Source organism: Streptomyces sp. SAI-135 (genome assembly GCF_029893805.1).
Lineage (GTDB): Bacteria > Actinomycetota > Actinomycetes > Streptomycetales > Streptomycetaceae > Streptomyces.
This window is the reverse complement of sequence record NZ_JARXYP010000002.1, coordinates 6084220-6106384: the sequence shown is the minus strand read 5'-3', so window position 1 is coordinate 6106384 and position 22165 is coordinate 6084220. Positions and strand designations below refer to the sequence as shown.

26 protein-coding genes and 1 pseudogene are annotated in these 22165 nt (G+C 71.5%); 10 read left to right on the top strand and 17 right to left on the bottom strand.

Going from position 1 to position 22165, the window contains the following annotated elements; genetic code table 11:
• Position 1 precedes the first annotated feature (1 nt).
• On the top strand, positions 2–1081 hold the full coding sequence (locus tag M2163_RS32330) for a helix-turn-helix transcriptional regulator (RefSeq protein ID WP_280895727.1): 1080 nt from the start codon (positions 2–4) through the stop codon (positions 1079–1081).
• Positions 1082–1221: 140 nt separating this feature from the next.
• Here the strand turns inward: M2163_RS32330 and M2163_RS32325 are convergent, their stop codons facing one another.
• From M2163_RS32325 to M2163_RS32310, 4 genes are all read right to left on the bottom strand, one after another.
• A complete protein-coding gene (locus M2163_RS32325; RefSeq protein WP_280849371.1) occupies positions 1222–1785 on the bottom strand; it encodes a Clp protease N-terminal domain-containing protein in 564 nt (187 codons plus the stop codon).
• Positions 1785–1994, bottom strand: a complete 210-nt coding sequence (locus M2163_RS32320) for an HTH domain-containing protein (RefSeq protein WP_007384656.1) — start codon at positions 1992–1994, stop codon at positions 1785–1787. The genes M2163_RS32325 and M2163_RS32320 overlap by 1 nt, the downstream gene beginning before the upstream one ends.
• A gap of 106 nt (positions 1995–2100) precedes the next feature.
• Positions 2101–3066 carry a zinc-binding dehydrogenase gene (locus tag M2163_RS32315; protein ID WP_280849372.1) on the bottom strand — a complete coding sequence of 322 codons (966 nt, stop codon included), beginning with the start codon at positions 3064–3066 and terminating at the stop codon, positions 2101–2103.
• Between the two features lie 333 nt (positions 3067–3399).
• On the bottom strand, positions 3400–4623 hold the full coding sequence (locus M2163_RS32310; RefSeq protein ID WP_280849374.1) for an NADP-dependent malic enzyme: 1224 nt from the start codon (positions 4621–4623) through the stop codon (positions 3400–3402).
• Between the two features lie 645 nt (positions 4624–5268).
• Between M2163_RS32310 and M2163_RS32305 the strand changes: the two genes are divergently transcribed.
• The 3 genes from M2163_RS32305 to M2163_RS32295 are packed head-to-tail and all read left to right on the top strand — an operon-like array spanning position 5269 to position 7958.
• Positions 5269–6228: an ABC transporter substrate-binding protein gene (locus M2163_RS32305; RefSeq protein WP_280849375.1), complete on the top strand. Its 960-nt coding sequence runs from the start codon at positions 5269–5271 to the stop codon at positions 6226–6228.
• Between the two features lie 30 nt (positions 6229–6258).
• On the top strand, positions 6259–7200 hold the full coding sequence (locus M2163_RS32300) for an amino acid ABC transporter permease (RefSeq protein ID WP_280895726.1): 942 nt from the start codon (positions 6259–6261) through the stop codon (positions 7198–7200).
• Positions 7197–7958 carry an amino acid ABC transporter ATP-binding protein gene (locus M2163_RS32295; RefSeq protein WP_280895725.1) on the top strand — a complete coding sequence of 254 codons (762 nt, stop codon included), beginning with the start codon at positions 7197–7199 and terminating at the stop codon, positions 7956–7958. Before M2163_RS32300 ends, M2163_RS32295 begins: the two co-directional genes overlap by 4 nt.
• 57 nt (positions 7959–8015) lie before the next feature.
• Here M2163_RS32295 and M2163_RS32290 read toward each other — a convergent pair whose 3' ends face one another.
• Positions 8016–8774, bottom strand: coding sequence for a class I SAM-dependent methyltransferase (locus M2163_RS32290; RefSeq protein ID WP_280895724.1), 759 nt, complete (start codon positions 8772–8774; stop codon positions 8016–8018).
• A 99-nt stretch (positions 8775–8873) separates the two neighbouring features.
• Between M2163_RS32290 and M2163_RS32285 the strand changes: the two genes are divergently transcribed.
• The gene (locus M2163_RS32285) at positions 8874–9503 is read left to right on the top strand and encodes a CGNR zinc finger domain-containing protein (protein ID WP_280849379.1); all 630 of its coding nucleotides are present in this window, start codon (positions 8874–8876) and stop codon (positions 9501–9503) included.
• Here M2163_RS32285 and sodX read toward each other — a convergent pair.
• A complete protein-coding gene (sodX, locus tag M2163_RS32280; protein WP_280854095.1) occupies positions 9407–9844 on the bottom strand; it encodes a nickel-type superoxide dismutase maturation protease in 438 nt (145 codons plus the stop codon). The genes M2163_RS32285 and sodX overlap by 97 nt on opposite strands.
• Before the next feature lie 145 nt (positions 9845–9989).
• Between sodX and sodN the strand changes: the two genes are divergently transcribed.
• A complete protein-coding gene (sodN, locus tag M2163_RS32275; protein ID WP_020136639.1) occupies positions 9990–10385 on the top strand; it encodes a superoxide dismutase, Ni in 396 nt (131 codons plus the stop codon).
• An 86-nt stretch (positions 10386–10471) separates the two neighbouring features.
• Here sodN and M2163_RS32270 read toward each other — a convergent pair whose 3' ends face one another.
• The 5 genes and pseudogenes from M2163_RS32270 to M2163_RS32250 all read right to left on the bottom strand — a co-directional run bounded on the left by M2163_RS32270 (position 10472) and on the right by M2163_RS32250 (position 15454).
• Positions 10472–11275, bottom strand: a complete 804-nt coding sequence (locus M2163_RS32270) for a phosphatidate cytidylyltransferase (RefSeq protein ID WP_280849380.1) — start codon at positions 11273–11275, stop codon at positions 10472–10474.
• Positions 11272–13015: pseudogene (locus tag M2163_RS32265) on the bottom strand (histidinol-phosphate transaminase). Before M2163_RS32265 ends, M2163_RS32270 begins: the two are co-directional and overlap by 4 nt.
• Before the next feature lie 126 nt (positions 13016–13141).
• Complete coding sequence (gene ppk2 / locus M2163_RS32260) at positions 13142–14014, bottom strand: polyphosphate kinase 2 (RefSeq protein WP_280849382.1); 873 nt, start codon at positions 14012–14014, stop codon at positions 13142–13144.
• Between the two features lie 28 nt (positions 14015–14042).
• On the bottom strand, positions 14043–14279 hold the full coding sequence (locus M2163_RS32255) for a hypothetical protein (RefSeq protein WP_280849383.1): 237 nt from the start codon (positions 14277–14279) through the stop codon (positions 14043–14045).
• Positions 14280–14299: 20 nt separating this feature from the next.
• Positions 14300–15454 (bottom strand): inorganic phosphate transporter, encoded by a 1155-nt coding sequence (locus tag M2163_RS32250; protein WP_280895723.1) that lies wholly within the window; start codon positions 15452–15454, stop codon positions 14300–14302.
• Positions 15455–15557: 103 nt separating this feature from the next.
• On the opposite strand from M2163_RS32250, the gene M2163_RS32245 reads away from it, so the two are divergent.
• The 3 genes from M2163_RS32245 (at position 15558) to M2163_RS32235 (ending at position 17197) form a co-directional block, all read left to right on the top strand.
• A complete protein-coding gene (locus M2163_RS32245) occupies positions 15558–15953 on the top strand; it encodes a helix-turn-helix transcriptional regulator (RefSeq protein ID WP_280849385.1) in 396 nt (131 codons plus the stop codon).
• Positions 15954–15962: 9 nt separating this feature from the next.
• On the top strand, positions 15963–16379 hold the full coding sequence (locus M2163_RS32240; protein WP_280895722.1) for a VOC family protein: 417 nt from the start codon (positions 15963–15965) through the stop codon (positions 16377–16379).
• 71 nt (positions 16380–16450) lie between these two features.
• Positions 16451–17197, top strand: a complete 747-nt coding sequence (locus M2163_RS32235; protein WP_280895721.1) for a VOC family protein — start codon at positions 16451–16453, stop codon at positions 17195–17197.
• On the opposite strand, the gene M2163_RS32230 is transcribed toward M2163_RS32235, so the two are convergent.
• The 4 genes from M2163_RS32230 to M2163_RS32215 form a co-directional block, all read right to left on the bottom strand.
• On the bottom strand, positions 17181–17405 hold the full coding sequence (locus M2163_RS32230; RefSeq protein ID WP_280895720.1) for a hypothetical protein: 225 nt from the start codon (positions 17403–17405) through the stop codon (positions 17181–17183). The two genes, M2163_RS32235 and M2163_RS32230, sit on opposite strands and share 17 nt — an antisense overlap.
• On the bottom strand, positions 17402–17734 hold the full coding sequence (locus M2163_RS32225) for a DUF952 domain-containing protein (RefSeq protein ID WP_280849389.1): 333 nt from the start codon (positions 17732–17734) through the stop codon (positions 17402–17404). The genes M2163_RS32230 and M2163_RS32225 overlap by 4 nt, the downstream gene beginning before the upstream one ends.
• A gap of 109 nt (positions 17735–17843) precedes the next feature.
• Positions 17844–18041 (bottom strand): hypothetical protein, encoded by a 198-nt coding sequence (locus M2163_RS32220; RefSeq protein ID WP_280849390.1) that lies wholly within the window; start codon positions 18039–18041, stop codon positions 17844–17846.
• Positions 18042–18080: 39 nt separating this feature from the next.
• Entirely contained in the window at positions 18081–18665 is a 585-nt protein-coding gene (locus M2163_RS32215; protein WP_280849391.1) for a dihydrofolate reductase family protein, read from the bottom strand.
• Positions 18666–18781: 116 nt separating this feature from the next.
• Between M2163_RS32215 and M2163_RS32210 the strand changes: the two genes are divergently transcribed.
• Complete coding sequence (locus M2163_RS32210; protein WP_280895719.1) at positions 18782–19372, top strand: TetR family transcriptional regulator; 591 nt, start codon at positions 18782–18784, stop codon at positions 19370–19372.
• A 692-nt stretch (positions 19373–20064) separates the two neighbouring features.
• Here M2163_RS32210 and M2163_RS32205 read toward each other — a convergent pair.
• Together M2163_RS32205 and M2163_RS32200 are read right to left on the bottom strand one after the other, a co-directional pair.
• Positions 20065–20670 (bottom strand): GNAT family N-acetyltransferase, encoded by a 606-nt coding sequence (locus M2163_RS32205; RefSeq protein ID WP_280895718.1) that lies wholly within the window; start codon positions 20668–20670, stop codon positions 20065–20067.
• Positions 20671–20851: 181 nt separating this feature from the next.
• Positions 20852–22126 carry a family 2 encapsulin nanocompartment cargo protein polyprenyl transferase gene (locus M2163_RS32200; RefSeq protein WP_280895717.1) on the bottom strand — a complete coding sequence of 425 codons (1275 nt, stop codon included), beginning with the start codon at positions 22124–22126 and terminating at the stop codon, positions 20852–20854.
• Positions 22127–22165: the final 39 nt, after the last annotated feature.

Below are 22165 nucleotides of genomic sequence, written 5' to 3'. Positions count from 1 at the left end.
CATGCCCCCCGTCTTCGCCCACGGCCGCCTGCGTCTCTACCTGTTGAAGCTGCTGGACGAGGCCCCGCGCCACGGCTACGAGGTGATCCGGCTCCTGGAGGAGCGCTTCCAGGGCCTGTACGCCCCCTCGGCGGGCACCGTCTACCCCCGGCTGGCCAAGCTGGAGGCGGAGGGCCTGGTCACCCACACCACCGAGGGCGGCCGCAAGGTGTACGCCATCACGGACGCGGGCCGTGCCGAACTGGCCGACCGCAGCGGTGAACTCGCCGACCTGGAGCTGGAGATCCGTGAGTCGGTCGCCGAGCTCGCCGCCGAGATCCGGGCCGATGTGCGGGGCGCGGCCGGTGATCTGCGGCGCGAGATGCGGGCGGCCGCCTCCGAGGCGCGCCGGGGCTCCGGTAGCGGCAAGGACACCGGCGGCGAACACGAGGGCCCCTTCGGGGACTTCACGGAGTACGCCGACAAGGAGTCGTGGCGCGCCGCCAAGGAGGAGATGCGCCGCGTCAAGCAGGAGTGGAAGGAGCAGGCCCGCCGCGCCAAGGACGAGAGCCGCCGCGCCCGCGAGGAGGCCCAGCGGGCCCGCCGCCAGGCCAAGGAGGCCCAGGACCGGGCCCGGGAGCAGGCGCAGGAGGAGGTGCAGCGGATCGCCCGGCGGGTGCAGGAGCAGGTCCAGGACCACTTCGCGCGCGGCGACTGGCCGACGGGGGTGCGCGAGGGGCTGACCGAACTGGCCAAGGAGTTCGGCGAGTTCGGGAAGGACTACGGCAAGGAGTTCGGAAAGGACTTCGGCTTCGGCCGGGGCGGCGCGAGGTCCGAGAAGGCCGAGGGGACGCCGGCCGGTCCTCAGTACTCGCAGACCCCGGAGGACTTCCCCGCCGAGTACGAACCGGCCTGGGCCCACGAAGCCCCCACCGGGGACCCGGCCCGCGACCTGGACCGCCTGCTCGACCGCTTCCGCGACGACATCCGCGACGCGGCCCGCGACCACGGCGTCACTGCCGAGCAGTTCCGCGACGCGCGCCGCCATCTGTCGAGCGCGGCGGCCCGCATAGGGGCACTCCTGCGAGCACCGAAGGCGTGACCCGGCCGCACTCCGGCGGTACGACGGCTCCTGCCGACCCGTACCGCCGGAGCGGGTGGCCTCCGCTCAGCCGACGCTCACCCAGTCGGGCCTCGCTCAGCCGGCGCTCACCCAACCGGCCCTCGTCAGTCGGCCTTCGCTCAGCCCGCCTTCGCCTCGCCCTCGCCGTAGAGGACGCGGGCGACCGACTCATGGGTCACCCCGTGATCGGCGAGAACCTCCCCCGGCACCCCCGGCCTGACCGTCATCGCCAGCAGAAGGTGCTCGTCGCCGACATGACGGTCCCGCCGCGCCACGGCGATGCGCAGTGCCTTCTCCAGGATTTCTTTGGCGTCCCGGCCGAAGGAGCGCCGCCCGGACCACCACCCCTTGCTCTTGCGGTCGCCGGACATCGCCCCGACCCCGTGCACCTCCTCCACCCGGGCGACGATCTCCGTGACGTCGATGCCGAGTCCGGCCAGGGCCTCGGCGTCCGCCTGGGACAGCCCGGCCCGCCGCCGCGCCTCGCCGAGCGCCTCCCGTACGGCGTCCCGGCGCTCGGTGAGCCCGAGAGCGGCCAGGGCGAAGGAGGCCCGGCTCCCCTCCCGGTCCAGCAGGGCGAGGAGCAGGTGCTCGGCGTCGACGGACCCCGCCCCCGCCCGCTCGGCATGGTCGACCGCGCCCACGACCACGGCCCGGGCATCCTTCGTGAACCGCTCGAACATCAATGCCTCCCGTACTTCTTGTGCACGGCCTGCCTGCTCACTCCGAGTTCCGCGGCGATCTCCTGCCAGGACCAGCCCTGGTTGCGCGCACTGCGCACCTGTACCGACTCCAGCTGCTCCAGCAGCCTGCGCAGTGCGGCGACGGCGCGCAGTCCGACCCGGGGGTCGCGATCACCGGCGCGCTCGGCGAGATCCGTTGCTTCGGTCATGATGTCAACCTACGTTGACATGGCCGACTCGTCAACCACAGTTGACACACCTCGGCGGCCGATCCGTGTCCGGACCGGCCGCCGAGGGAGCAGGGAGTGGAGAGGATCAGCCGTTGGTGAGCACGACCTTCCCGAACTGCTCACCGGACTGGACCCGCTCGAAGCCCTCACGGGCGCGGTCCATGGGCAGCACCTCGTCGATGACGGGCCGCACCCCCGTGGCCGCGCAGAACGCGAGCAGGTCCTCCAGCTCGTCCTTGGTGCCCATGGTCGAGCCCACGACCTTGAGTTCCAGGAAGAAGATCCGGGTCAGTTCGGCGTGCGAGGGGCGGTCACCGCTCGTGGCGCCGGAGATGACCAGGGTGCCGCCGGGCTTGAGCGACTTCACGGAGTGCGACCAGGTGGCCGCGCCCACGGTCTCGATGACGGCGTCCACCCGCTGCGGCAGCCGCGCACCCGACTCCAGCGCCTCCACGGCCCCGAGCTCCATCGCGCGCTTCCGCTTGGCCTCGTCCCGGCTGGTGGCGAAGACCCGCAGCCCCGCGGCCTTCCCGAGCACGATCGCGGCCGTGGCGACACCGCCGCCGGCCCCCTGCACCAGGACGGAGTCACCGGGCCGCACCCCGGCGTTCGTGAACAGCATCCGGTACGCCGTCAGCCAGGCCGTGGGCAGACAGGCGGCCTCGGCGAAGGACAGCTCCTTGGGCTTGGGCAGGACGTTCCAGGTCGGCACGGCCACCTGTTCGGCGAACGTCCCCTGGTAGCGCTCGGTGAGGATGGACCGCGGCTCCCTGGGGCCGACCCCGTGCCCGCTCTGTCCGATGACGGAGTGCAGGACGACCTCGTTGCCGTCCTCGTCGACACCGGCGGCGTCACAGCCGAGGATCATCGGGAGCTTGTCCTCTGCGAGGCCGACGCCGCGCAGGGACCAGAGGTCATGGTGGTTCAGGGAAGCGGCCCTGACGTCGACGACGCTCCAACCCGGACGGGCTTCGGGGGCCGGGCGCTCCCCCAACTCCAGCCCCGAGAGCGGGTTGTCGCGGTCGATTCGGGCGGCGTAGACAGCGAACATGACCTTGACGATAGGGTCCGTCGGCGGTGCAGGGAACCGGGGCGCCTTGTGACACATGCCCTCTTGCGAAACGGTGCGGGTATGGGGGTGCCGGGTTCGGTCACGGGGCGGGTGCGGGTCCGTCGTGACCGGTCGCGCAGTTCCCCGCGCCCCTGGGTCGGTCAGGTGCACGCAGGTGCACACGGGTACGCCCCCACCGAACTGCGCGACCAGCCCCCACCGGCCCGCACCCGCCCCGAAGCCGACCGCCACCCGATCAGCCGGATCCGAAGGCAAAGAAACGGCCCCGCCCGGAAACCCACCCGGACGGGGCCACCTCACGCACAAACCGCCTCAGCGGCGAGCGACGCCTTCCGCCCGGGCCGCCGCGGCGACCGCCGCCGTGACCGCCGGGGCCACGCGCTCGTCGAACGGGGACGGGATCACGTAGTCCGCCGCCAGATCGTCACCGACCACCGAGGCCAGCGCCTCGGCCGCCGCGATCTTCATGCCCTCAGTGATCCGCGAGGCCCGCACCTGCAACGCCCCCGCGAAGATCCCCGGGAACGCCAGCACGTTGTTGATCTGGTTCGGGAAGTCGGACCGCCCGGTCGCCACCACGGCCGCGTACTTGTGCGCGACATCCGGGTGCACCTCGGGGTTCGGGTTGGCCATCGCGAACACGAAGGCGCCCTCCGCCATGGAGGCGACGGCCGCTTCCGGCACCGTCCCGCCCGACACCCCGATGAAGACGTCCGCGCCGGCCAGCGCGTCCTCCAGGGAGCCGGACAGGCCCGCCTTGTTCGTGAACCCGGCGAGCTCCCGCTTCACGGACGTGAGGTCGTCCCGTTCGGCGGACACGACGCCCTTGCGGTCGGCGACGGCGACGTCCCCGATGCCCGCCTCGACGAGCATCTTGGCGATGGCCACGCCCGCCGCGCCCGCTCCGGAGATCACCGCACGAAGATCTCCGATGGACCGCCCGCTCAGACGCGCGGCGTTCCGCAGGGCGGCCAGCGTCACGACGGCGGTGCCGTGCTGGTCGTCGTGGAAGACGGGAATGTCGAGCCGCTCCTGGAGCCGCTTCTCGATCTCGAAGCACCGGGGAGCCGAGATGTCCTCGAGGTTCACGCCGCCGAAGGAGGGCGCGAGGCGGACCACGGTCTCGATGATCTCGTCGACGTCGGTGCAGGCCAGCGCGAGCGGAACCGCGTCCACCCCGCCGAACTGCTTGAACAGGATGGCCTTGCCCTCCATCACCGGGAGGGAGGCCTCGGGCCCGATGTCACCGAGCCCCAGCACGGCCGTACCGTCCGTCACGACGGCGACGACCGACGACTTCCACGTGTAGTCGTGGACGAGTTCCGGCTGCTCGGCGATGGCGCTGCACACCTTCGCCACGCCGGGCGTGTACGCGAGGGACAGGTCGTCCTTGTCACGGACCGGCACGGTGGCCTGCACAGCCATCTTGCCGCCGCGGTGCAGCGCGAACGCGGGGTCGAAGGAATCGAGGGGCTCCGCCCCTCCGTCCTGTCCCGTATCGCTGTCGCTGCGAGGATTGACGATCTCCGCTGCCACTTTGTCTTACCCCTTAGGTCTTCATGGTTTGAGGGTGGCCACTCCTGGTTGAGAAGTGGGCGGGCACCGCGTACGGCCCTGGTCACTGATGCGTACGGGCCGGTACGCGACGGGCGCGCCGCACACGCGCCCTGAGCCCCGGATGAGGGGTGTAAAGAACCTTCTTACCGGACGACTGGCGTCGAGGACGAGTCCAATACGTCCAAGGTCACATGCCGGAACAGAAATCGATCATCGATCACCGGAGAGCGGTGACATGAATCATGGAACGCCATCCGGACAAACCAGTGGCAGGCCCTTGACGATCACCGCGAAGCCGTCCGGGCGAGCGCGCGCCGCGCCGACCGGGTCGTCCGGTTCGCGCCTCGCGCCGGAGATCTTCCGGCCGGAATGCCAGATTCCCGCAGATGGTCCGGTCGTGATGTACGGACATGCGGCGGTTCGGGGGTCACCCGTTATCCGATTTTGACATGACCGGCCCCCTGAATGGTCCAGTCCGAATGGCAAGATGCCGTCATCACACGAGGTCGCGACACTCGAAGGCGTGTGCTCTCGTCGACCTGAGGAATGAAGGCAGCGCTGCCGAGCCGATCGGCAGCCGCCCCGCCCATCGGCAACTCCACCCATCCGCCGGAGGAACCCACCATGACCGCAAGCTCCACCCGTCGTACGACCGCCGCGCGCACCAGGACAGCCGCGGTAGGTGCGATCGCGGTCGCAGGCGCCCTGATTCTCACCGGCTGCGGTGACCAGACGGACAGCGGCAGCAGCACCAAGGAATCCGCGTCCTCCAGCAGCGCCCCGCTGTTCGACAAGCTGCCGGCGAAGATCCAGAAGGCCGGCGTCATCAAGGTCGGCACCAACGCCGAGTACGCCCCCATGGAGTACCAGGAGGGCGGCAAGATCGTCGGCGTCGACCCCGACCTCGCGGCCGCCCTGGGCAAGCAGCTGGGTGTGGAGTTCAAGTTCACCTCGGGCTCCTTCGACGGCCTGATCAGCTCCCTGAACTCCGGGCGCTACGACGTCGCCATGTCCTCCATCACGGACACCAAGGCGCGCCAGGAGGGCCTGGACGAGGACGGCAAGAAGCTCGGCCCGGGCGTCGACTTCGTCGACTACTTCACGGCCGGCACCGCCATCTACGTCCAGAAGGGCAACCCGAAGAAGATCGGCTCGATCGAGGACCTCTGCGGCCAGAAGGTCGCCGTGCAGCGCGGCACGACCTACGAGCAGGCCCTGCAGAAGCAGTCCGCGGCGTGCACGAAGGACGGCAAGAAGAAGCTCGACATCGAGTCCTTCGACAACGACACCGAGGCCCAGACCCGTGTGAAGTCGGGCGGCGCCGTGGCGGGCGTCAACGACTACCCGGTCGCCGTGGACCTCGCCCGCAAGGCGGACGGCGGCAACGCCTTCGAGGTCGTCGGCGAGCAGGTCGACGCCGGTCCGTTCGGCATCGCCGTGAACAAGGACAACAAGGAGCTCACGAGCGCCCTCGAGGCGGCCGTGAACGCCATCATCGAGGACGGCACGTACAAGAAGGTCCTGGAGAAGTGGGGTGCCGAGACCGGCGCCATCGACAAGGCCGCGGTCAACGGCGGCAAGTGACGGACCCCGCACCACCGAAGGGCAGTCACGGTGACTGACAAGATCGACAAGGGACCGGCGGACACGCCACCGCCGGCCTCTTCCGCCCCGGAGACCATCAAGGCCATCCCGGTCCGCCACTACGGCCGCTACGTCAGCGCCGTCGTCGTACTGGCCCTGGTGGCCCTGCTGGTCAACGCGTTCGCCACCGCCGAGAAGATCCAGTGGAGCGCGGTCGGCGACAAGCTGTTCGACTCCACGGTCCTCGCGGGCGCCGGCCGCACCCTGCTGATCAGCGTCCTCGCGATGGTCGTGGGCGTGGTCCTCGGCGTCCTGCTGGCCGTCATGCGGCTCTCCAAGAACCCGGTGACGAGCTGGGTGGCCTGGGCCTACATCTGGTTCTTCCGCGGGACCCCGGTGTACGTCCAGCTCCTCCTGTGGTTCAACCTGGCGCTGATCTTCCCGATGCTGAATCTCGGTCCGCTCTACAAGGACGAGATGACGGACGTCATGACGCCCTTCATGTGCGCCCTGCTGGGTCTCGGCCTGAACGAGGCCGCGTACATGGCGGAGATCTGCCGCGCCGGTCTGATGGCCGTGGACGAGGGCCAGACGGAGGCCGCGCACGCGCTCGGCATGAGTCACGCAAAGACGCTGCGCCGGATCGTGATCCCGCAGGCGATGCGGGTGATCGTGCCGCCGACCGGCAACGAGTTCATCAACATGCTGAAGACCTCGTCGCTGGTCTACGCGGTGACGTACAACGAACTGCTGCGCGCCACCTCGACGATCGGCTCGACCTCGTACGCCGTGATGGAGATGCTGTTCGTGGCGTCCATCTGGTACCTCGTCATGACCAGCGTGTTCAGCGTCTTCCAGTACTACCTGGAGCGCCGCTTCGCCCGCGGTTCGTCCCGGAACCTGCCGCCGACGCCGTTCCAGAAGATCAGGGCGAACCTGCTGTCGCTCCGGAGCCAGGGGGGTGCGGCATGACCGCCATGGTGAAGGCCGAGGGTGTCCACAAGTCCTACGGTCTGGTCGAGGTCCTCAAGGGCATCGACCTGGAGGTCAAGCAGGGCGAGGTCTTCTGCCTGATCGGCCCCTCGGGCTCCGGAAAGTCGACCTTCCTCAGGTGCATCAACCACCTGGAGAAGATCAACGCCGGCCGGCTCCACGTCGACGGCGAGCTGGTCGGCTACCGCCAGAAGGGCGACAAGCTGTACGAGCTCAAGGACAGCGAGGTCGCGCTGCAGCGCCGGGACATCGGCATGGTGTTCCAGCGGTTCAACCTGTTCCCGCACATGACGGCCGTCGAGAACGTCATGGAGGCGCCGGTCCAGGTCAAGGGCGCGAGCCGGGCGCAGGCCCGGGAGCGCGCGCGGGAGCTGCTGGACCGGGTGGGCCTGGCCGACAAGGCGGGCAGCTACCCCGCGCAGCTCTCCGGCGGTCAGCAGCAGCGCGTCGCCATCGCCCGGGCGCTCGCGATGGAGCCGAAGCTGATGCTCTTCGACGAGCCGACCTCGGCCCTGGACCCGGAGCTGGTCGGTGACGTCCTCGACGTCATGCGCGACCTCGCCGAGTCCGGCATGACGATGGTCGTCGTCACCCACGAGATGGGCTTCGCCCGTGAGGTCGGCGACAGCCTGGTCTTCATGGACGGCGGCGTGGTCGTCGAGTCCGGCGACCCCCGCGAGGTCCTGACGAACCCTCAGCACGAGCGCACCCAGGCGTTCCTGTCGAAGGTCCTCTAGCGGTACGACGCCGAAAGGGGCGGTACGGGATTCCCGTACCGCCCCTTTCGCGCGCGCCTACTTGAGCGCGAGCAGCAGGGTGTCCGATGGCGAGCACCACACCGGGCGGGCCTCACCGAAGCCCTTCTCGCGCAGCACGCGTGCGTGCCACGCGGCGGACGGCGTGTCCCCCTCGGCGTGCTCGCCGTAGATCTCGAAGCGGCGTGCCGTGGGCCCGGCGAGGACGGGGTCCTCGGCGGCGACCTGCCACCACGCGGCCCAGTCGAGGGCGCCGTCCCGCTTGGCGCGGTCCATGTGCGCGTGGCGCTGCGCACGTTCGGCCGCGTTGATCCTGGGGGTGGTGTCGTCGGTCATGTGGTCGGCGTTCATGAAGACTCCGCCGTCGCGGACGAGCCCGGCGATCCGGCCGTAGAGGGCGGCGAGGGGTTCGCGGCGCAGCCAGTGCAGGGCGGTGGCGGTCAGGACGGCGTCGTAGGAGTCGTACGGCAGTCGCGCGGGCCAGTCCGGGTCCTTGAGGTCGGCCGTCACGAGGGTGACCCGCTCGTCGTCCGCGAACGTGCCCTCGGCGATGGTGAGGAGCGCCGGGTCGAGGTCCACACCGGTGCTGGTGGCCTCGGGGAACCGGGCGAGCAGCCGGGCCGTGATGCTTCCCGTGCCGCATGCGAGGTCGAGCACGCGGGGCCGGGGCCCGACGAGGGCCTCGACCATGTCGAGCATGACCCGGAACCGCTCCTCGCGGTCCGGCATGTACCACTCCTGCTGCCGGTCCCAGCTCTCCTGCCAGGCCTGCCAGTCGGTTCCGACACCGGTCGTCATGGGAGCCCCCTGTCCGCTCACTGTCGTAATACCCTGGAAGCACGATCAGCTGTTACCCGACCGCACCACGACGATAGAACGCCTCCGTAAGGACTACAAGTGGAACTGGCCTATTACTCGGACTACGCCGTACGTCTGGTCAACAGCGAGGACCCGGCCCGGGGCAAGGACTCCCTGACCTCGGTGGAGGCCGTCCGCGATCTGTTCGGGGTCAGCCAGGAGGCCGGCCGGCGGGCCACCGAGGCCGACGTGACCCGCTTCCGCTCGGTGCGGGGGCGGCTCAGGGCCGTCTTCGAGGCGGCCGACGAAGGCGACGAGACCCTGGCGGTGAACCTGCTGAACTCGCTGCTGCTGGAGTTCCCGGTGAGCCCGCAGATCTCCGGGCACGACTTCCGCGACGACGACGGCCGCCCGCTGTGGCACATGCACCTGGCGGACCACCCCTCCAACGCCACCGCCGGGTACGCGGCGATCGCGGCGATGGGCCTGGCGTTCCACCTCACCGAGTACGGCGTGGACCGCCTCGGCCTGTGCGAGGCCGCGCCCTGCCGCAACGCCTACCTCGACACCTCCACCAACCGCTCCCGGCGCTACTGCTCCGACCGCTGCGCCACCCGCGCCAACGTGGCCGCCTACCGGGCCCGCAAACGCCTGGAGGCCGACCGGTCCGGGAAGACGGGCCGCACCGCGGACAGCGCCCAGCGCACGGCGGCCAGCGGCGAGCGCTGAGCGGGCCCCGGCGGCCGGTACCTGAGCCGGGCCTTCCCCAGCACCAGCTCTTCCGGTACGACGCCGTAGTCCGTGCTGTCGCCGCCCGCGAACGCGTTGTCGCCGAGCACCCACCAGCCGCCCTCGCGCCGCTCCACGGCCCGCTTGACGACGAGCAGGTCCTGCTGGAAGGGATGCCGCAAAACCACGATGTCTCCGGGGACGACCCTGGCCCCCCAGTGCACGACCAGCTGGTCCCCGTGCCGGAGCGTGGGCACCATCGACGGCCCGGTCACCTCGGCCACCCCGACGAAGGGCAGCAACGACCTCTCCCGCTCGGTCTCCTGCGACAGCTCCGGCATCCCCGGCACCTCCCCGGTACGTTCGTCCACCAGTCTCAGTCTGACCCCGGACTTTTGTCCTAAGCCCATGGGGGCACCCGCCTTTTCGCCTCTCGCAGGGAGTAATGTCGCACCTGAGAAGACGATCACGAGGAAGGAACGCTTCATGCTTTCCCGCCTGTTTGCCCCCAAGGTCAAGGTCAGCGCACACTGCGACCTGCCCTGCGGTGTGTACGACCCGGCCCAGGCCCGCATCGAGGCGGAGTCGGTGAAGGCCGTGCAGGAGAAGATGGCCGCCAACGACGACCCGCACTTCCAGGCGCGTGCCACGGTCATCAAGGAGCAGCGCGCCGAGCTCGCGAAGCACCACGTTTCCGTGCTCTGGAGCGACTACTTCAAGCCCCCGCACTTCGAGAAGTACCCGGAGCTGCACCAGCTGGTCAACGACACCCTCAAGGCCCTCTCGGCCGCGAAGGCGTCGACCGACCCGGCCACCGGTCAGAAGGCTCTGGACTACATCGCCCAGATCGACAAGATCTTCTGGGAGACCAAGAAGGCCTGAGGCGACCTGCGTCGGGAAGGGGCTCGGCCGGCTGGATGCGGGCGGGCCCCTTCCTCGTGCCGTGATCCTCTCGCGCGTGCTGCCCGTCAGCTCAGGACGAGCAGCACCGCCAGGGCGACGAGCAGGGAGTCGATGCGGTCCAGCAGGCCGCCGGAGCCCGGCAGCCAGCTGCCGGCGTCCTTGACCCGCGCCCCTCTCTTGACCATCGACTCCAGCAGGTCACCTGCCGGTCCGCCGACCGCCACCGCGACGGCCGCCTGCCAGCTGAGCGCGGACAGCAGGGCGAGCACACCGAGCCCGGTCGCGGCCCCCGCCAGCGTCCCGCTCCACCGCTTGGCCGGTGACAGCGGCGACAGCCGCGGTCCGCCCAGCCGCCGTCCGGCGAAATAGGCGGTGATGTCGGCGACCGAGACCGCCACGAACAGGGCCAGCCCGCTCGCCCCGAGCGGCACCAGCGCGGCCGGCACGCTGAGCCAGGCCAGCCCGAGCAGCCCGGCGCCGAGCCGGCGCAGACCGTGGTCGGCGTCGCCGCTCAGCAACGGCACCGCGGCCACCCCGAGCGCCCCCACCGCAAGCGCCCGGAGCACCTCCCCCGGGGCCAGCCAGGTGGTCAGCACCACCCCCGTCACCCCCGCGGCCAGCACCGCGCGGTCCACCGGCCCCAGCTGCATCAGTGCGCCGAACTCCAGCACCGCGATCACCCCGACCACGACGGCGACGGCCGCGGCACCCGGCTCGCCCCACCAGAACGCCCCGGTGACCAGGGGCACTCCGACCGCCCAGGCGCACCACCGGACCATCAGCTCGCGGCGCCGGGACGCGGCCACCGCGACACCGCCCAGAGCCAGCCCCCCACCGAGCCAGGGCACCAGCGAGGCCACGGTGGTCACCGGCCGCGTCCCGTGGCGCTCATGGGCCGCAGCACCTCCAGAGCGGCCCGGCAGGCCGCCACGATGCGGGCGTTCTCGGCGGTGTCCCGGACCGCCACGCGCACGGTGCGCCCCTCGTAGCGCGGTAACAACGGCGACAGGTCGCGCAGGTAGACGCCGTGGCGGCGGCACTCGTCGACCAGTCGGGCGGCGCTCGGTCCGTCCGGGGGCAGGGTGAGGGAGAGGAAGTTCGCCACGGACTCCTCGATGGTCGCGTCCGGCGCCGCCGCGGCCAGGTCCGCGGCCAGTGCCCCGCGCAGGACGTGCGTGGCGAGCCAGCGGTCGCGGTAGTGGTCCGGATCGCGCAGCGCCGCCACGGCGGCCATCTGTGCCGGGAGACCGACCGGCCAGGGCGGCGTCCACCGGCGCAGTTCGGCCGCCGCGGCCGGTTCGGACACCGTGTACGCGACCCGCAGTCCGGACAGCGCGTACATCTTGGACAGCGAGGTGCACACGGTCACCCGCGGGTCCGTCGCGGCGAGCCCGGCGAGCGACTCGTGCGGTCCGACGTATCCCAGATACGCCTCGTCGATCCACCAGTGCGTACGCTCCGGCGCGGCCTCGATCAGCGCGCGCAGTCCGGACGCCGGTGCGTGCCGCCCGGTCGGGTTGTTCGGGTTGACCACCACCACGAGGTCGTAGCGGCCGGAGCGGACGGCGGCGGCCAGCCGGTCCGGGTCGATCCGCCAGCCGTCCTCGCGGCACAGCGGGAACCGGTCCACCCGGCAGCCGATCACCCGCTCCGTCACATGGGCGTACTCGCCGTAGCACGGGTCGGTCAGCAGCACCCGGCTGCGCGGGGTCAGCCGGCGGCCGAACGCCCGGAAGATCAGGTCGGACGAACCGGCGCCCACCGCGAGGGTGTCCGGCGGCAGCTGCCGGACCGCGGCGATCTCCGCGGACAGCCCCTCGGCGCCGGACGGCGGTGAGGTACGGGCGACCCACTCCGGGGCGTCCGCCAGGGCCGCCCGCACTCCGGGGGCCGGCGGGAACCAGGCGTCCAGCACATCGGCCATGACGATGCCGTGGCGCCGGTGCAGGGTGCGGAAGTCCGCGCCGACGGCGGTGAACGAGGCACCGCCGTGCTCACAGCCGTCCGGCCGGGGCGCGAAGGGCATGTCCAGGCGCCAGTCCACCAGGGACCGCAGCCGCTCCAGCGCGCTGCCGTACCGCTGGAGCGCGACCGGTCAGTTCGGGCACGCCGCCGGTCAGCACCTCGAACGTGACGGCGCCGCTGTGGACGGTACGGCCGACCGGGCGCAGGCCCACGGCCCGGTACATGTCGAGCACCTCGGTGCGTCCCATCGCCACCACCCGACGCCCGCCGCGGGAGGCGATCCAGCGCAGCGCCGCGTACATCAGCAGGGGCGCCGCCGACGTGGTGCGCCAGCGCGGTTCGACGGTGAGGATGCGCACCTCGAACACGTCGTGGCCGTCCAGCGCGGGCAGTTCGGCACGGGTCAGGTACTTGTCCAGGCCGAACCGCCCCAGCCAGGGCGGCGTCAGGCTGACGAACCCGATGCGGGTGGTTCCGCGCGCCGCGACCAGGTAGACGTTGTCACCGTCGAGCCCGTCGCGCAGCCGTCCGGCCGGATCCGGCGGATGCTGGCCCAGCTCCTGTGCGTACACCCGGTGACGCAGTTCGTGGATCCAGTCGAGATCCTCCGAAGTGGCTGCGCGCAGCTGCAGGTCACGAACCATGGGCACCTCTTTCGACGCGGGTGGGTTGCATCATGGGAAACCCGCGTCGCCCGTGCCAGAGCCGAGTACCGCCACCGGCCTGAGTACGGATACTCAGGCGCCCCCGCCGCCGGTGTGCAACGGCCCCTAGGCCTCGCCCGCCTCCAGCAGTCCCGCCGCCTCGCCCACGATCCGCGGATCGGGCGTGCCGACGACCTCCTCGTCCTTGTCGGCGTAGTCGAAGCGGGCCAGCACCGTGCGCATGGCCTCGACGCGGGCCCGCTTCTTGTCGTTGCTCTTGACCACCGTCCAGGGCGCGAACTGGGTGTCCGTCTCCCGGAACATGGCGACCTTGGCGGCGGTGTAGTCGTCCCAGCGCTCCAGCGAGGCCAGGTCCATGGGGCTGAGCTTCCACTGCCGTACGGGGTCGATCTGGCGGATGGTGAAGCGGGTGCGCTGCTCGGCCTGGGAGACCGAGAACCAGAACTTCACCAGGTCCACGCCGTCGTCCACGAGCATCCGCTCGAACAGCGGGGCCTGCCGCATGAAGCGCCGGTACTCGTCGTCCGTGCAGAAGCCCATGACCCGCTCCACGCCGGCCCGGTTGTACCAGGACCGGTCGAACAGCACGATCTCGCCCGCGGTCGGCAGATGTTCGACGTACCGCTGGAAGTACCACTGTCCGCGCTCGCGCTCGTTCGGCTTCTCCAGCGCGACCACGCGGGCGCCGCGGGGGTTCAGATGCTCCGTGAAGCGTTTGATGGTGCCGCCCTTGCCGGCCGCGTCCCGTCCCTCGAAGACGATGACGAGGCGGCGCCCGGTCTCCTTGATCCAGCTCTGCAGCTTCAGCAGCTCGATCTGCTGGAGCCGTTTGTGCCAGTCGTACTCCTTGCGCTCCATGCGGTGCGCATAGGGGTAGTTCTCCCGCCAGGTGTCGATCGGGCTGCCGTCCGGGCGGGTCAGCACGGGGTCGTCGGGGTCGGTGTAGTCGACCTTCAGGTCGGTCAGCAGGGGGGTCACCTCGCTGCTCCCCTCTCCTTTCAGTGGTTCAGTGGAACTGCGGCACGATCAGGTAGATGCCGTACGCCACCACCGCGGTGCAGGCGAGGAAGCACAGACCGGCCTGGGCGATGCCGAGGGCGGACGTTCCGCCACCGCCATCTGCCCGTGCCCCCTCGAAGCGGGCGAGACCGAGTACCCCGAGGGCGAAAACCACGACCACCGCGATGGTGACGCCGACGCTCACCGCGGTGACCTGGACGAGTGCGGTCCAGTCGATGCTCATGACAGGAACTCCCAGGGGGCTCAGGCGGCCGTGCCGACGCGGGTCGGCGCTGCGCTGCGGACGGGGACCTCGTGATGGTCGTTGACGTTGTGCGCGCTCACCGGGTTGCGGCGGGAGACGAGCACGATGCCCGCGGCGACGGCGGCACCGGCCAGCGCGACGACGACCGTGCCGAAGTCGCCGCCGTGCTTCACGGCGCTCGCGGAGACGCCGCCGACCAGCGCGGCCGCCGGCAGGGTGACCAGCCAGGCCGCGACCATGCGCCCGGCGATGCCCCACCGGACCTCCGCCAGCTTCCGGCCGAGGCCCGCGCCGAGGATGCTGCCCGAGGCGACCTGCGTGGTGGACAGGGCGAAGCCGAGGTGGGCGGAGGTCAGGATGACCGTGGTGGACGCGGTCTCCGCGGCGAAGCCCTGCGGGGACTGGATCTCGGTGAGGCCCTTGCCCATGGTGCGGATGATCCGCCAGCCGCCGAGGTAGGTGCCGAGGCCGATCGCGAGACCGGCGGCGGCGATGACCCACACCGGCGGACCGGCGTCGTGGCCGAGCGCGCCCGCGGAGATCAGGGTCAGCGTGATGACGCCCATGGTCTTCTGGGCGTCGTTGGTGCCGTGCGCGAGGGAGACGAGGGACGCGGAGGCGATCTGGCCGAGCCGGAAGCCCGTGGTCACCGAGTCCTTGCGGGCGCGGGCGGTGAGCTTGTAGGCGAGGTAGGTGGCGATCAGTGCCGCCGTGCCCGCCACGACCGGGGAGGCCACCGCGGGGATCAGGATCTTCTCGACGACCTTGTCGAAGTGCACGCCGTGGGAGCCGGCACCGACCCACACCGCGCCGATCAGTCCGCCGAACAGGGCGTGCGAGGAGCTGGACGGCAGGCCGACCAGCCAGGTCAGCAGGTTCCACAGGATCGCTCCGACCAGCCCCGCGAAGATCATTCCGGGCGAGACCAGGCCGTCGTCCACGATGCCGCCGGAGATCGTTTTGGCGACCTCGGTGGACAGGAAGGCGCCGATGACGTTCAGGACACCGCTCACCAGGACCGCGGTCCTGGGTTTCAGCGCCCCGGTCGCGATGGACGTCGCCATCGCGTTGGCGGTGTCGTGGAATCCGTTGGTGAAGTCGAAGGCCAGGGCCGTGACGATGACGACCGCCACGAGGAACGTGATGTGGTCCATGCCTCCCAGGGGAGCAAGCGCTTGCGTACGGCAGGAGAACGTGAGGCGAAGCCCGTGACAGGACCCCGCGCCCGGACGGTGAGCATCGTGCGATGCTGGCGTGATGGTGAGCATCGAGGACCTGGTGCGGCTGCGGCAGGCACGCGACCGGATGGACCGCGAGTACACCGAGCCGCTCGACGTGCCCGCGCTCGCCCGCACCGCGCTGATGTCACCGGGCCACTTCCAGCGCAGTTTCCGCGCGGAGTTCGGGGAGACGCCGTACGGCTACCTCATGACCCGGCGCATCGAGCGCGCGAAGGCGCTGCTGCGGCGGGGCGACCTGTCCGTCACCGAGGTCTGCATGGCCGTGGGGTGCACCTCCCTGGGCTCCTTCAGCTCGCGGTTCACGGAGCTGGTGGGCGAGACGCCGAGCGCCTACCGGGCCCGCTCCCACGAGGAGACCGCCGGGATCCCGCCGTGCGTCGTCCGCAGGCACACCCGGCCCCGGCGGGCCTAACGTGGGGCCATGGACATCAAGCTCAAGAACTGCTTCATCGCCGTGGACGACCACGACAAGGCGATCGCGTTCTACCGGGACGTGCTGGGCATGGAGGTGCGCAACGACGTCGGCTACGAGGGGTTGCGCTGGGTGACCGTCGGCTCGCCGCTCCAGCCCGACGTGGACATCGTCCTGGAGCCGCCCGCCGCGGACCCGGACGCGTCCCCGGCGGACAAGGAGGCGATGGCGCGCCTGCTGGCGAAGGGGCTGCTGCGGGCGGTCAACTTCACCACCACCGACTGCGACGCGTTGTTCGCCCGCGTGCGGGAGTCCGGGGCGGAGGTCGTCCAGGAGCCGACGGACATGCCGTACGGGGTGCGGGACTGCGCGTTCCGGGATCCGGCGGGGAACTTGCTGCGGTTCATGGAGGCGTCGGGTGGCTGATTCGTCCGCCGCGCCGTAGGGCCTGGTCGCACAGTTCCCCGGGCCCCTGCGGGGCGCTTACGATCACCGGCATGAGTACGCGCTGGACTTACGCCTTCGTGGACCGGCCCGTGGCCCGCTTCGCCCAGGCCTGCGACTTCTGGACCAGTGTCACCGGCACCCGCCTGTCCGAATTCCGCGGTGAGCGGCGGGAGTTCGTGACGCTGGTGCCGGGCGACGGAACCGACGCCTGCCTCAAGGCGCAGGCCGTGGCCTCCGGGCCCGGGGGCGCCCATCTCGACTTCTGCGTCGACGACGTACGCAGGTTCGCGAAGGCGGCGGAGGGGCTCGGCGCCCATGTGGTCGCCGATCAGGGCACGTTGGTCGTGCTGCGCTCCCCCGCCGGCCAGCTGTTCTGCGCCGATCCCTGGCGCGGGCAGTCGACCCGGCCGCCGGTCGTCCGCGGCAGCCGCCTCGACCAGGTCTGCCTGGACGTCCCGCCCTCCCTGTACGAGGCCGAAGTCGCCTTCTGGGCGGCCCTGTTGCCCGAATGGGAGTCCCTGCCCGGCTCGCTCCCCGAGTTCCATGTGCTCAAGCCGCCGGCCGGCCTCCCGGTCCGCATCCTCCTCCAGCGCCTCGACGAGGAACGTCCCGCCTCCGCCCATCCGGACCTGGCCTGCGCGGACATCGAGGCGATACGGGCCGAACACGAGCGGCTGGGCGCCGAGTTCGTCGCCGACGGCAGGAGCTGGACAGTGATGAGGGACCCGGCGGGCGGCCTGTACTGCCTGACGGGACGGGACCCGGAGACGGGCGGACTGCCTAACCGGGGGAGATGAACGCGCAGGCCGTCACGAGCCGGTCGCCGTCGGGGTCGGTGGTGGGGCCGGGACACGGCAGCTCGGGCGTCGGACTGCTCTCCTCCCAGCCGTACGGCCCCGGCGGCTCGGCCGAGTCCTGGAGCCAGAGCGTGAGCCCGCCCGCCACGACCACGAGAGCCGCCCAGACCGCCACGGCCCACAGCCACGGCCGACGGCGACCGCTCACCCCCACGGCTCCACGTCGACGACCGCGGCCACCGGGAGCGGCCCGTAGATGTGCGGGAACTCCTCGGCGCCCGGCTCGGGGGCCTCGTACTTCAGCGGTACGTCGAGGCGGGCGGGGTCGATGACGAGGAGCACCAGGTCGTCGGGGCCGTCGTAGGAGCCGTAGAGGAAGGCCGCGACGCGCGGCAGCTGCTCGCGCGTCGAGCAGTGGATGAACCCCTCCTCCTGGAGGGTGCGGCCGCGTGTCGAGATCTCGTACGTGCCCCGGGCGCGGGCCTCCTCCCAGAGGGAGCGTTCGGTCAGGTGCACGATGTGCTCGGTAGTGGACATGCGGTCACGTTACGGCCTGAGCCGTGCCGCCCGCCGCTGCGCACAGCGCCGACCGGCCCGGTGCGGGCGGCTCTCACCAGGGACGCCGGGGACGGATTCTCGACAGGGTTCAGGAACTTTGTCCGGCGGGTGCGCTGCCGTGGTCCTCGTCGGACGCGGCGGCCTTGTCGGGGTACGCCTCGCACTCGGGGTTGCGGCACGGGCCGCCCGTCCACACCGGGACCCACGCACCCAGCGTCTTGTGACGCCGTACGACCGTCTCGACCGGCTGCCCGCAAACGGGACAGACGCGTTCGTCAGTGCCCATGTCCTCAGGGTAGGGCGAAGGGGGCCGCGGCGCTCCCCCTCAGCGCTTCCTGCCGTACGTCCGCACCACGATGCCGTTGGCGAAGACGCGCACGTCGTCGAGCGAGAACTCGGTGAGGGAGACGCCGGGACCGAACATCGGCATGCCGCTGCCCAGGACGACGGGGTACGTCTTGATGACGAGTTCGTCGATCTCGTCGTGGAGCCGGCCCGCGAGCTCGGAGCCACCGCACAGGTAGATGCCGAACTCGCCGTCCTCCGCCTTCAGTTCGCGCACCTTGCCGACCAGGTCGTCGCCGATGATCCGGACGTTCGGATCGGGCGACTCGGTGAGGGTGCGCGAGGCGACGTACTCGCGCAGGTGGTCGTAGGGGCTGGTGATGCCCTCCTTGAGGGCCACCTCGTAGCTGCCGCGGCCCTGGACGACCGTGTCGAACCTCCGGTGCGCCAGGTCGTGGACACCAAGCGCCCTGCGGCCCTGGGCCGCGATGGTCTCCGGGAACTCGGCCTTGAGGTAGGCGAGGAACTCCTCGTCGACGAACCGGTACATGAACGACGCGTCGCCGCTCTCGTCCCCGATGAAGCCGTCGATCGTGCAGGCGACGAAGTACGTGAGCTTTCGCAAGCGGGTCTCTTCTCGTAGGCTGCGCTTCTCTGTGAACCACGTCAGTTGTAGTACTTCATCTGTAGTGGTTGCAAGGTGTTTTCGGCACCGGATGCAACTGGGAGAGGAGATTCCGCATGGCCAGGAATCCGGAGCGCCGGGCCGCGCTCGTGGACGCGGGGGTCGAGGTGCTCGCGCGCGAGGGGGCACGCGGGCTGACGTTCCGCGCGGTCGACACCGAGGCGGGGGTCCCGGTGGGGACGGCCTCGAACTACTTCACCGACCGCGACGACCTGCTCAGGCAGATCGACACCCGCCTCCAGGTCCGGCTGGCCCCGGACCCGGACAAGCTCGCCGAACTGCTGACCAGGCCGAAGGACCGATCCCTGGTCACGGCGTTCATGCACGACCTGCTGGGCCGCGCGACCCACGACCGCACCGGCTATCTGGCCCTCCTGGAGATGCGCCTGGAGGCCACCCGCCGCCCCGAACTCCGCGCCTCCTTCACCAAGTCGGTCCGTGCGGACCTGGAGGAGGGCATCCGCTTCCACCGCGACACGGGCCTGCCGGGCGGCGCCGAGACGGTCACGGTGCTGTATCTGGCGATGCTCGGTCTCCTCCTGGAACACCTGACCCTGCCCGACGCGCTGGAGGGAGTACTGCCGGGCGTGGGGGTCCCGGAGGGCCTGGTGGAACGGATCGTGGAGACGGTGGTTCCCGTGAACTAGCGGGGGTGGCAGGCGGCGGGCGGCTTGGTTTTCGGCCCCGGGGCGGCTTGGTTTTCGGTCCCGGGGCGGCTTGGTTTTCGGTCCCGGGGCGGGACAGCCGCGAGACCGGCTTCCTTCCGGCCCCGGAATGGGGCGACCGCGACACCGGCTTCCTTCCGGCCCCGGGGGTGGGACAGCCACGACACCGGCTTCCTTCCGGCCCCGGGGGTGGGACAGCCACGACACCGGCTTCCTTCCGGCCCCGGGGGTGGGACAGCCACGAGACCGGCGCCCTTCCGGCCCAGGGGGTGGGGCGACCGCGGGACTGCGGGGTGGGCAACCGTGCGAACGGATTCGTTCCCGGTCCCGGGGCCGCGTGCCCGGCGCCCTTCCGGCCACGGTCACGAGCTCCCGGCGCCTGACCGCGAAGCACCCGGCTCGCAGCACAACTGCGCCCCGTCAGGCAGATCGGCGGCCCGCTCCACCACCTCGTACCCGAGCCGCCCGCGAGCTCGCCAGAGGGCGCGCGGCCGCGCGGCCGGTCCTTCTTCTGCCGCCGTCACGAGACACTCCCCCGGCGGCATCGCGGAACGCACGCCCAAGGCCACACGGGGGCCGATCCGCAGCTCGTCCGGCCGATCGAGGGCCGGTCCATCAAGACGAACCCGAACTGCGGCTTCCTGCGAGGCCGCGCACGCGAGACGCCCCCGGCGCTAGCGCGAGGCGCGCGGCTCGCGCCACATCGGCCACATCCGGGGGCCGTCGGGCAAGGTGAGGGGCCGGTCCACGAGTTCGAATCCGAGGCGCTCGTACAGCCCACGGCTTCGCGCGCTGCTCGCCTCCAGATAGGCCGGCGTCCCCTCCCGGTCGCACCGCTCCAGGACCGATCCGATGAGCGCGGTGCCGAGCCCCTCCCCCTGCCGCTCGGGGGCCACCCCGATCATCCACAGGTACTCATGGGCTCGCTCGGCCGGATGCACCTCGGCCGTGAGCCGTCCGATCAGCTCGATGCGCTCATTGCCCGGATCGAGGGCCTCCCGCAGGGCGGCGAACTCGTCCTCGCCGTCGTGCTCCTCACCCCCGTCCGCGGGAACCGGCAGCCACAACGCGCACGCGGTGCCCTCCTCCGTGACGTCCACCCGCCCCTCGGCCAGCACGATGTCCACGAACGCGGCCATCAGCCGGGGATGCGTCGTCCGGCGGTACTCCTCCCCCGGGAAGATCCACCCGCTGACCGGATCGTCCTGGAAGGCCGAGTCCAGCAACCGCGTCACCAGCTCGCGATCGTCCGCGCCGGCCGTCCGTATCGCCACGCCCATGCCCCACCCCTTCAACGCAACCACCTTTGACCACAAGGGTGTTGAGACTATCCGGTGAGCATGCGGAAGCGGGCCCCGCACACCGTGGGGATGTGCGGGACCCGTCGGCCGGAACCCCCGGGTGCCGCGCGGGGTCAGGACCGCGCGGTGCCGGGCGCTCCGGGGCTCTCAGGCGCTGCTCTCAGGCGCTGCGCCGCGTCACGAACTCCGCGAGGGCGAGCAGTCCCCCCGCCGCCTCCGGATCGGGCACCGCACGGGCCAGCTGGTCCATCGCCCTCGCCATCCGGTCGGCCGCCTGCACCTGCGCCCAGTCACGGCCCCCGGCCTCCTCGACCGCGAGTGCCGTACGCGCCAGGTCCTCTCCCGCGTACGGCGCTGCGTACAGGTCGGCCAGTTCCGCTGCCGCGGGTGTGCCGGAGGTGAGCGCGGCGACCACCGGGAGGGACTTCTTACGGGCGGCGAGGTCTGCGCCGGCCGGTTTGCCGGTGCGGCTCGGGTCCCCCCATATGCCGATCACGTCGTCGATGAGCTGGAAGGCGAGGCCGGCCTCCCGGCCGAAGGCGTCCATCGCCTCGACGTCCTCGGCGCACGCGCCCGCGTAGAGCGCGCCGAGCGCACAGGCACACCCCAGCAGCGCCCCCGTCTTGGCCTCGGCCATCACCAGCACCTGGTCGAGGGTCACCGCGCCGGGGCCGAGGCCCTGCATGGCGGTGTCCTCGTGCTGGCCCTCGCACAGCTCGACGACACAGGCCGCGAGCCGGGCCACGGCCGCTCCCGCCGCCGGGTGGGGGTCCTCGGCCAGCAGCCGGAGCGCCAGCGCCTGGAGGGCGTCCCCGGCCAGGATCGCGTCGGCGTCGCCGAACACGGTCCACGCGGTGGGGCGGTGCCGGCGGGTGGTGTCGCGGTCCATCACGTCGTCGTGCAGCAGCGTGAAGTTGTGGACCAGCTCCACCGCCACGGCCGCACGGACGGCCGCCGCCCGCGCCCGCTCCCCGCCGAGGGCGGAGGCCGCGGTGAGGACGAGCGCGGGCCGTATCGCCTTGCCCGCGTTGCCCGCCGCCGGAGTGCCGTCGGTGTGCTCCCAGCCGAAGTGGTAGAGCGCGATCCGGCGCAGGGCACCGGGCAGCGACTCCACCGCGGACCGCAGCTCGGGATCGACCGACGCCCGGACCCGCTCCAGGATCACCGCGGCCTCGTGCCCGTCGAAGGGGTCCGCCTCGGGTCCGTCGAGGGAGTCCGCCTCGGGTCCGTCGAGGGAGCGCACCTCGGGTCCGGCGAGCAGGCCCGCGTCCCCGGCCGGCCCCCCGCCCCCGGTGCGCCCGGCCGCCGGTGCCTCCGTCCCCCTGGCGGCCGGCACCTCCGTACTTCTGGTGGCCGGTGCCGCCGTCCCCCCGGCGGTCGCCGCCTCCGTCCTCTGTGCCGCCGGTGCCCGTGTGCCCGTCGTGAACTCGGCCATGGAACCCCCCTCGGTCAGTCCGCGGACGGTGGCGCTCCC

Excerpts from the sequence above, each read along its gene's own strand:
- M2163_RS32330 (WP_280895727.1), top strand. The coding sequence starts at position 2 with ATGCCCCCCGTCTTCGCCCACGGCCGCCTGCGTCTCTACCTGTTGAAG.
- M2163_RS32325 (WP_280849371.1), bottom strand. The coding sequence starts at position 1,785 with ATGTTCGAGCGGTTCACGAAGGATGCCCGGGCCGTGGTCGTGGGCGCG.
- M2163_RS32320 (WP_007384656.1), bottom strand. The coding sequence starts at position 1,994 with ATGACCGAAGCAACGGATCTCGCCGAGCGCGCCGGTGATCGCGACCCC.
- M2163_RS32315 (WP_280849372.1), bottom strand. The coding sequence starts at position 3,066 with ATGTTCGCTGTCTACGCCGCCCGAATCGACCGCGACAACCCGCTCTCG.
- M2163_RS32305 (WP_280849375.1), top strand. The coding sequence starts at position 5,269 with ATGACCGCAAGCTCCACCCGTCGTACGACCGCCGCGCGCACCAGGACA.
- M2163_RS32295 (WP_280895725.1), top strand. The coding sequence starts at position 7,197 with ATGACCGCCATGGTGAAGGCCGAGGGTGTCCACAAGTCCTACGGTCTG.
- M2163_RS32290 (WP_280895724.1), bottom strand. The coding sequence starts at position 8,774 with ATGACGACCGGTGTCGGAACCGACTGGCAGGCCTGGCAGGAGAGCTGG.
- sodX (WP_280854095.1), bottom strand. The coding sequence starts at position 9,844 with ATGCCGGAGCTGTCGCAGGAGACCGAGCGGGAGAGGTCGTTGCTGCCC.
- sodN (WP_020136639.1), top strand. The coding sequence starts at position 9,990 with ATGCTTTCCCGCCTGTTTGCCCCCAAGGTCAAGGTCAGCGCACACTGC.
- M2163_RS32255 (WP_280849383.1), bottom strand. The coding sequence starts at position 14,279 with ATGAGCATCGACTGGACCGCACTCGTCCAGGTCACCGCGGTGAGCGTC.
- M2163_RS32250 (WP_280895723.1), bottom strand. The coding sequence starts at position 15,454 with ATGGACCACATCACGTTCCTCGTGGCGGTCGTCATCGTCACGGCCCTG.
- M2163_RS32245 (WP_280849385.1), top strand. The coding sequence starts at position 15,558 with ATGGTGAGCATCGAGGACCTGGTGCGGCTGCGGCAGGCACGCGACCGG.
- M2163_RS32240 (WP_280895722.1), top strand. The coding sequence starts at position 15,963 with ATGGACATCAAGCTCAAGAACTGCTTCATCGCCGTGGACGACCACGAC.
- M2163_RS32235 (WP_280895721.1), top strand. The coding sequence starts at position 16,451 with ATGAGTACGCGCTGGACTTACGCCTTCGTGGACCGGCCCGTGGCCCGC.
- M2163_RS32225 (WP_280849389.1), bottom strand. The coding sequence starts at position 17,734 with ATGTCCACTACCGAGCACATCGTGCACCTGACCGAACGCTCCCTCTGG.
- M2163_RS32220 (WP_280849390.1), bottom strand. The coding sequence starts at position 18,041 with ATGGGCACTGACGAACGCGTCTGTCCCGTTTGCGGGCAGCCGGTCGAG.
- M2163_RS32210 (WP_280895719.1), top strand. The coding sequence starts at position 18,782 with ATGGCCAGGAATCCGGAGCGCCGGGCCGCGCTCGTGGACGCGGGGGTC.
- M2163_RS32205 (WP_280895718.1), bottom strand. The coding sequence starts at position 20,670 with ATGGGCGTGGCGATACGGACGGCCGGCGCGGACGATCGCGAGCTGGTG.
- M2163_RS32200 (WP_280895717.1), bottom strand. The coding sequence starts at position 22,126 with ATGGCCGAGTTCACGACGGGCACACGGGCACCGGCGGCACAGAGGACG.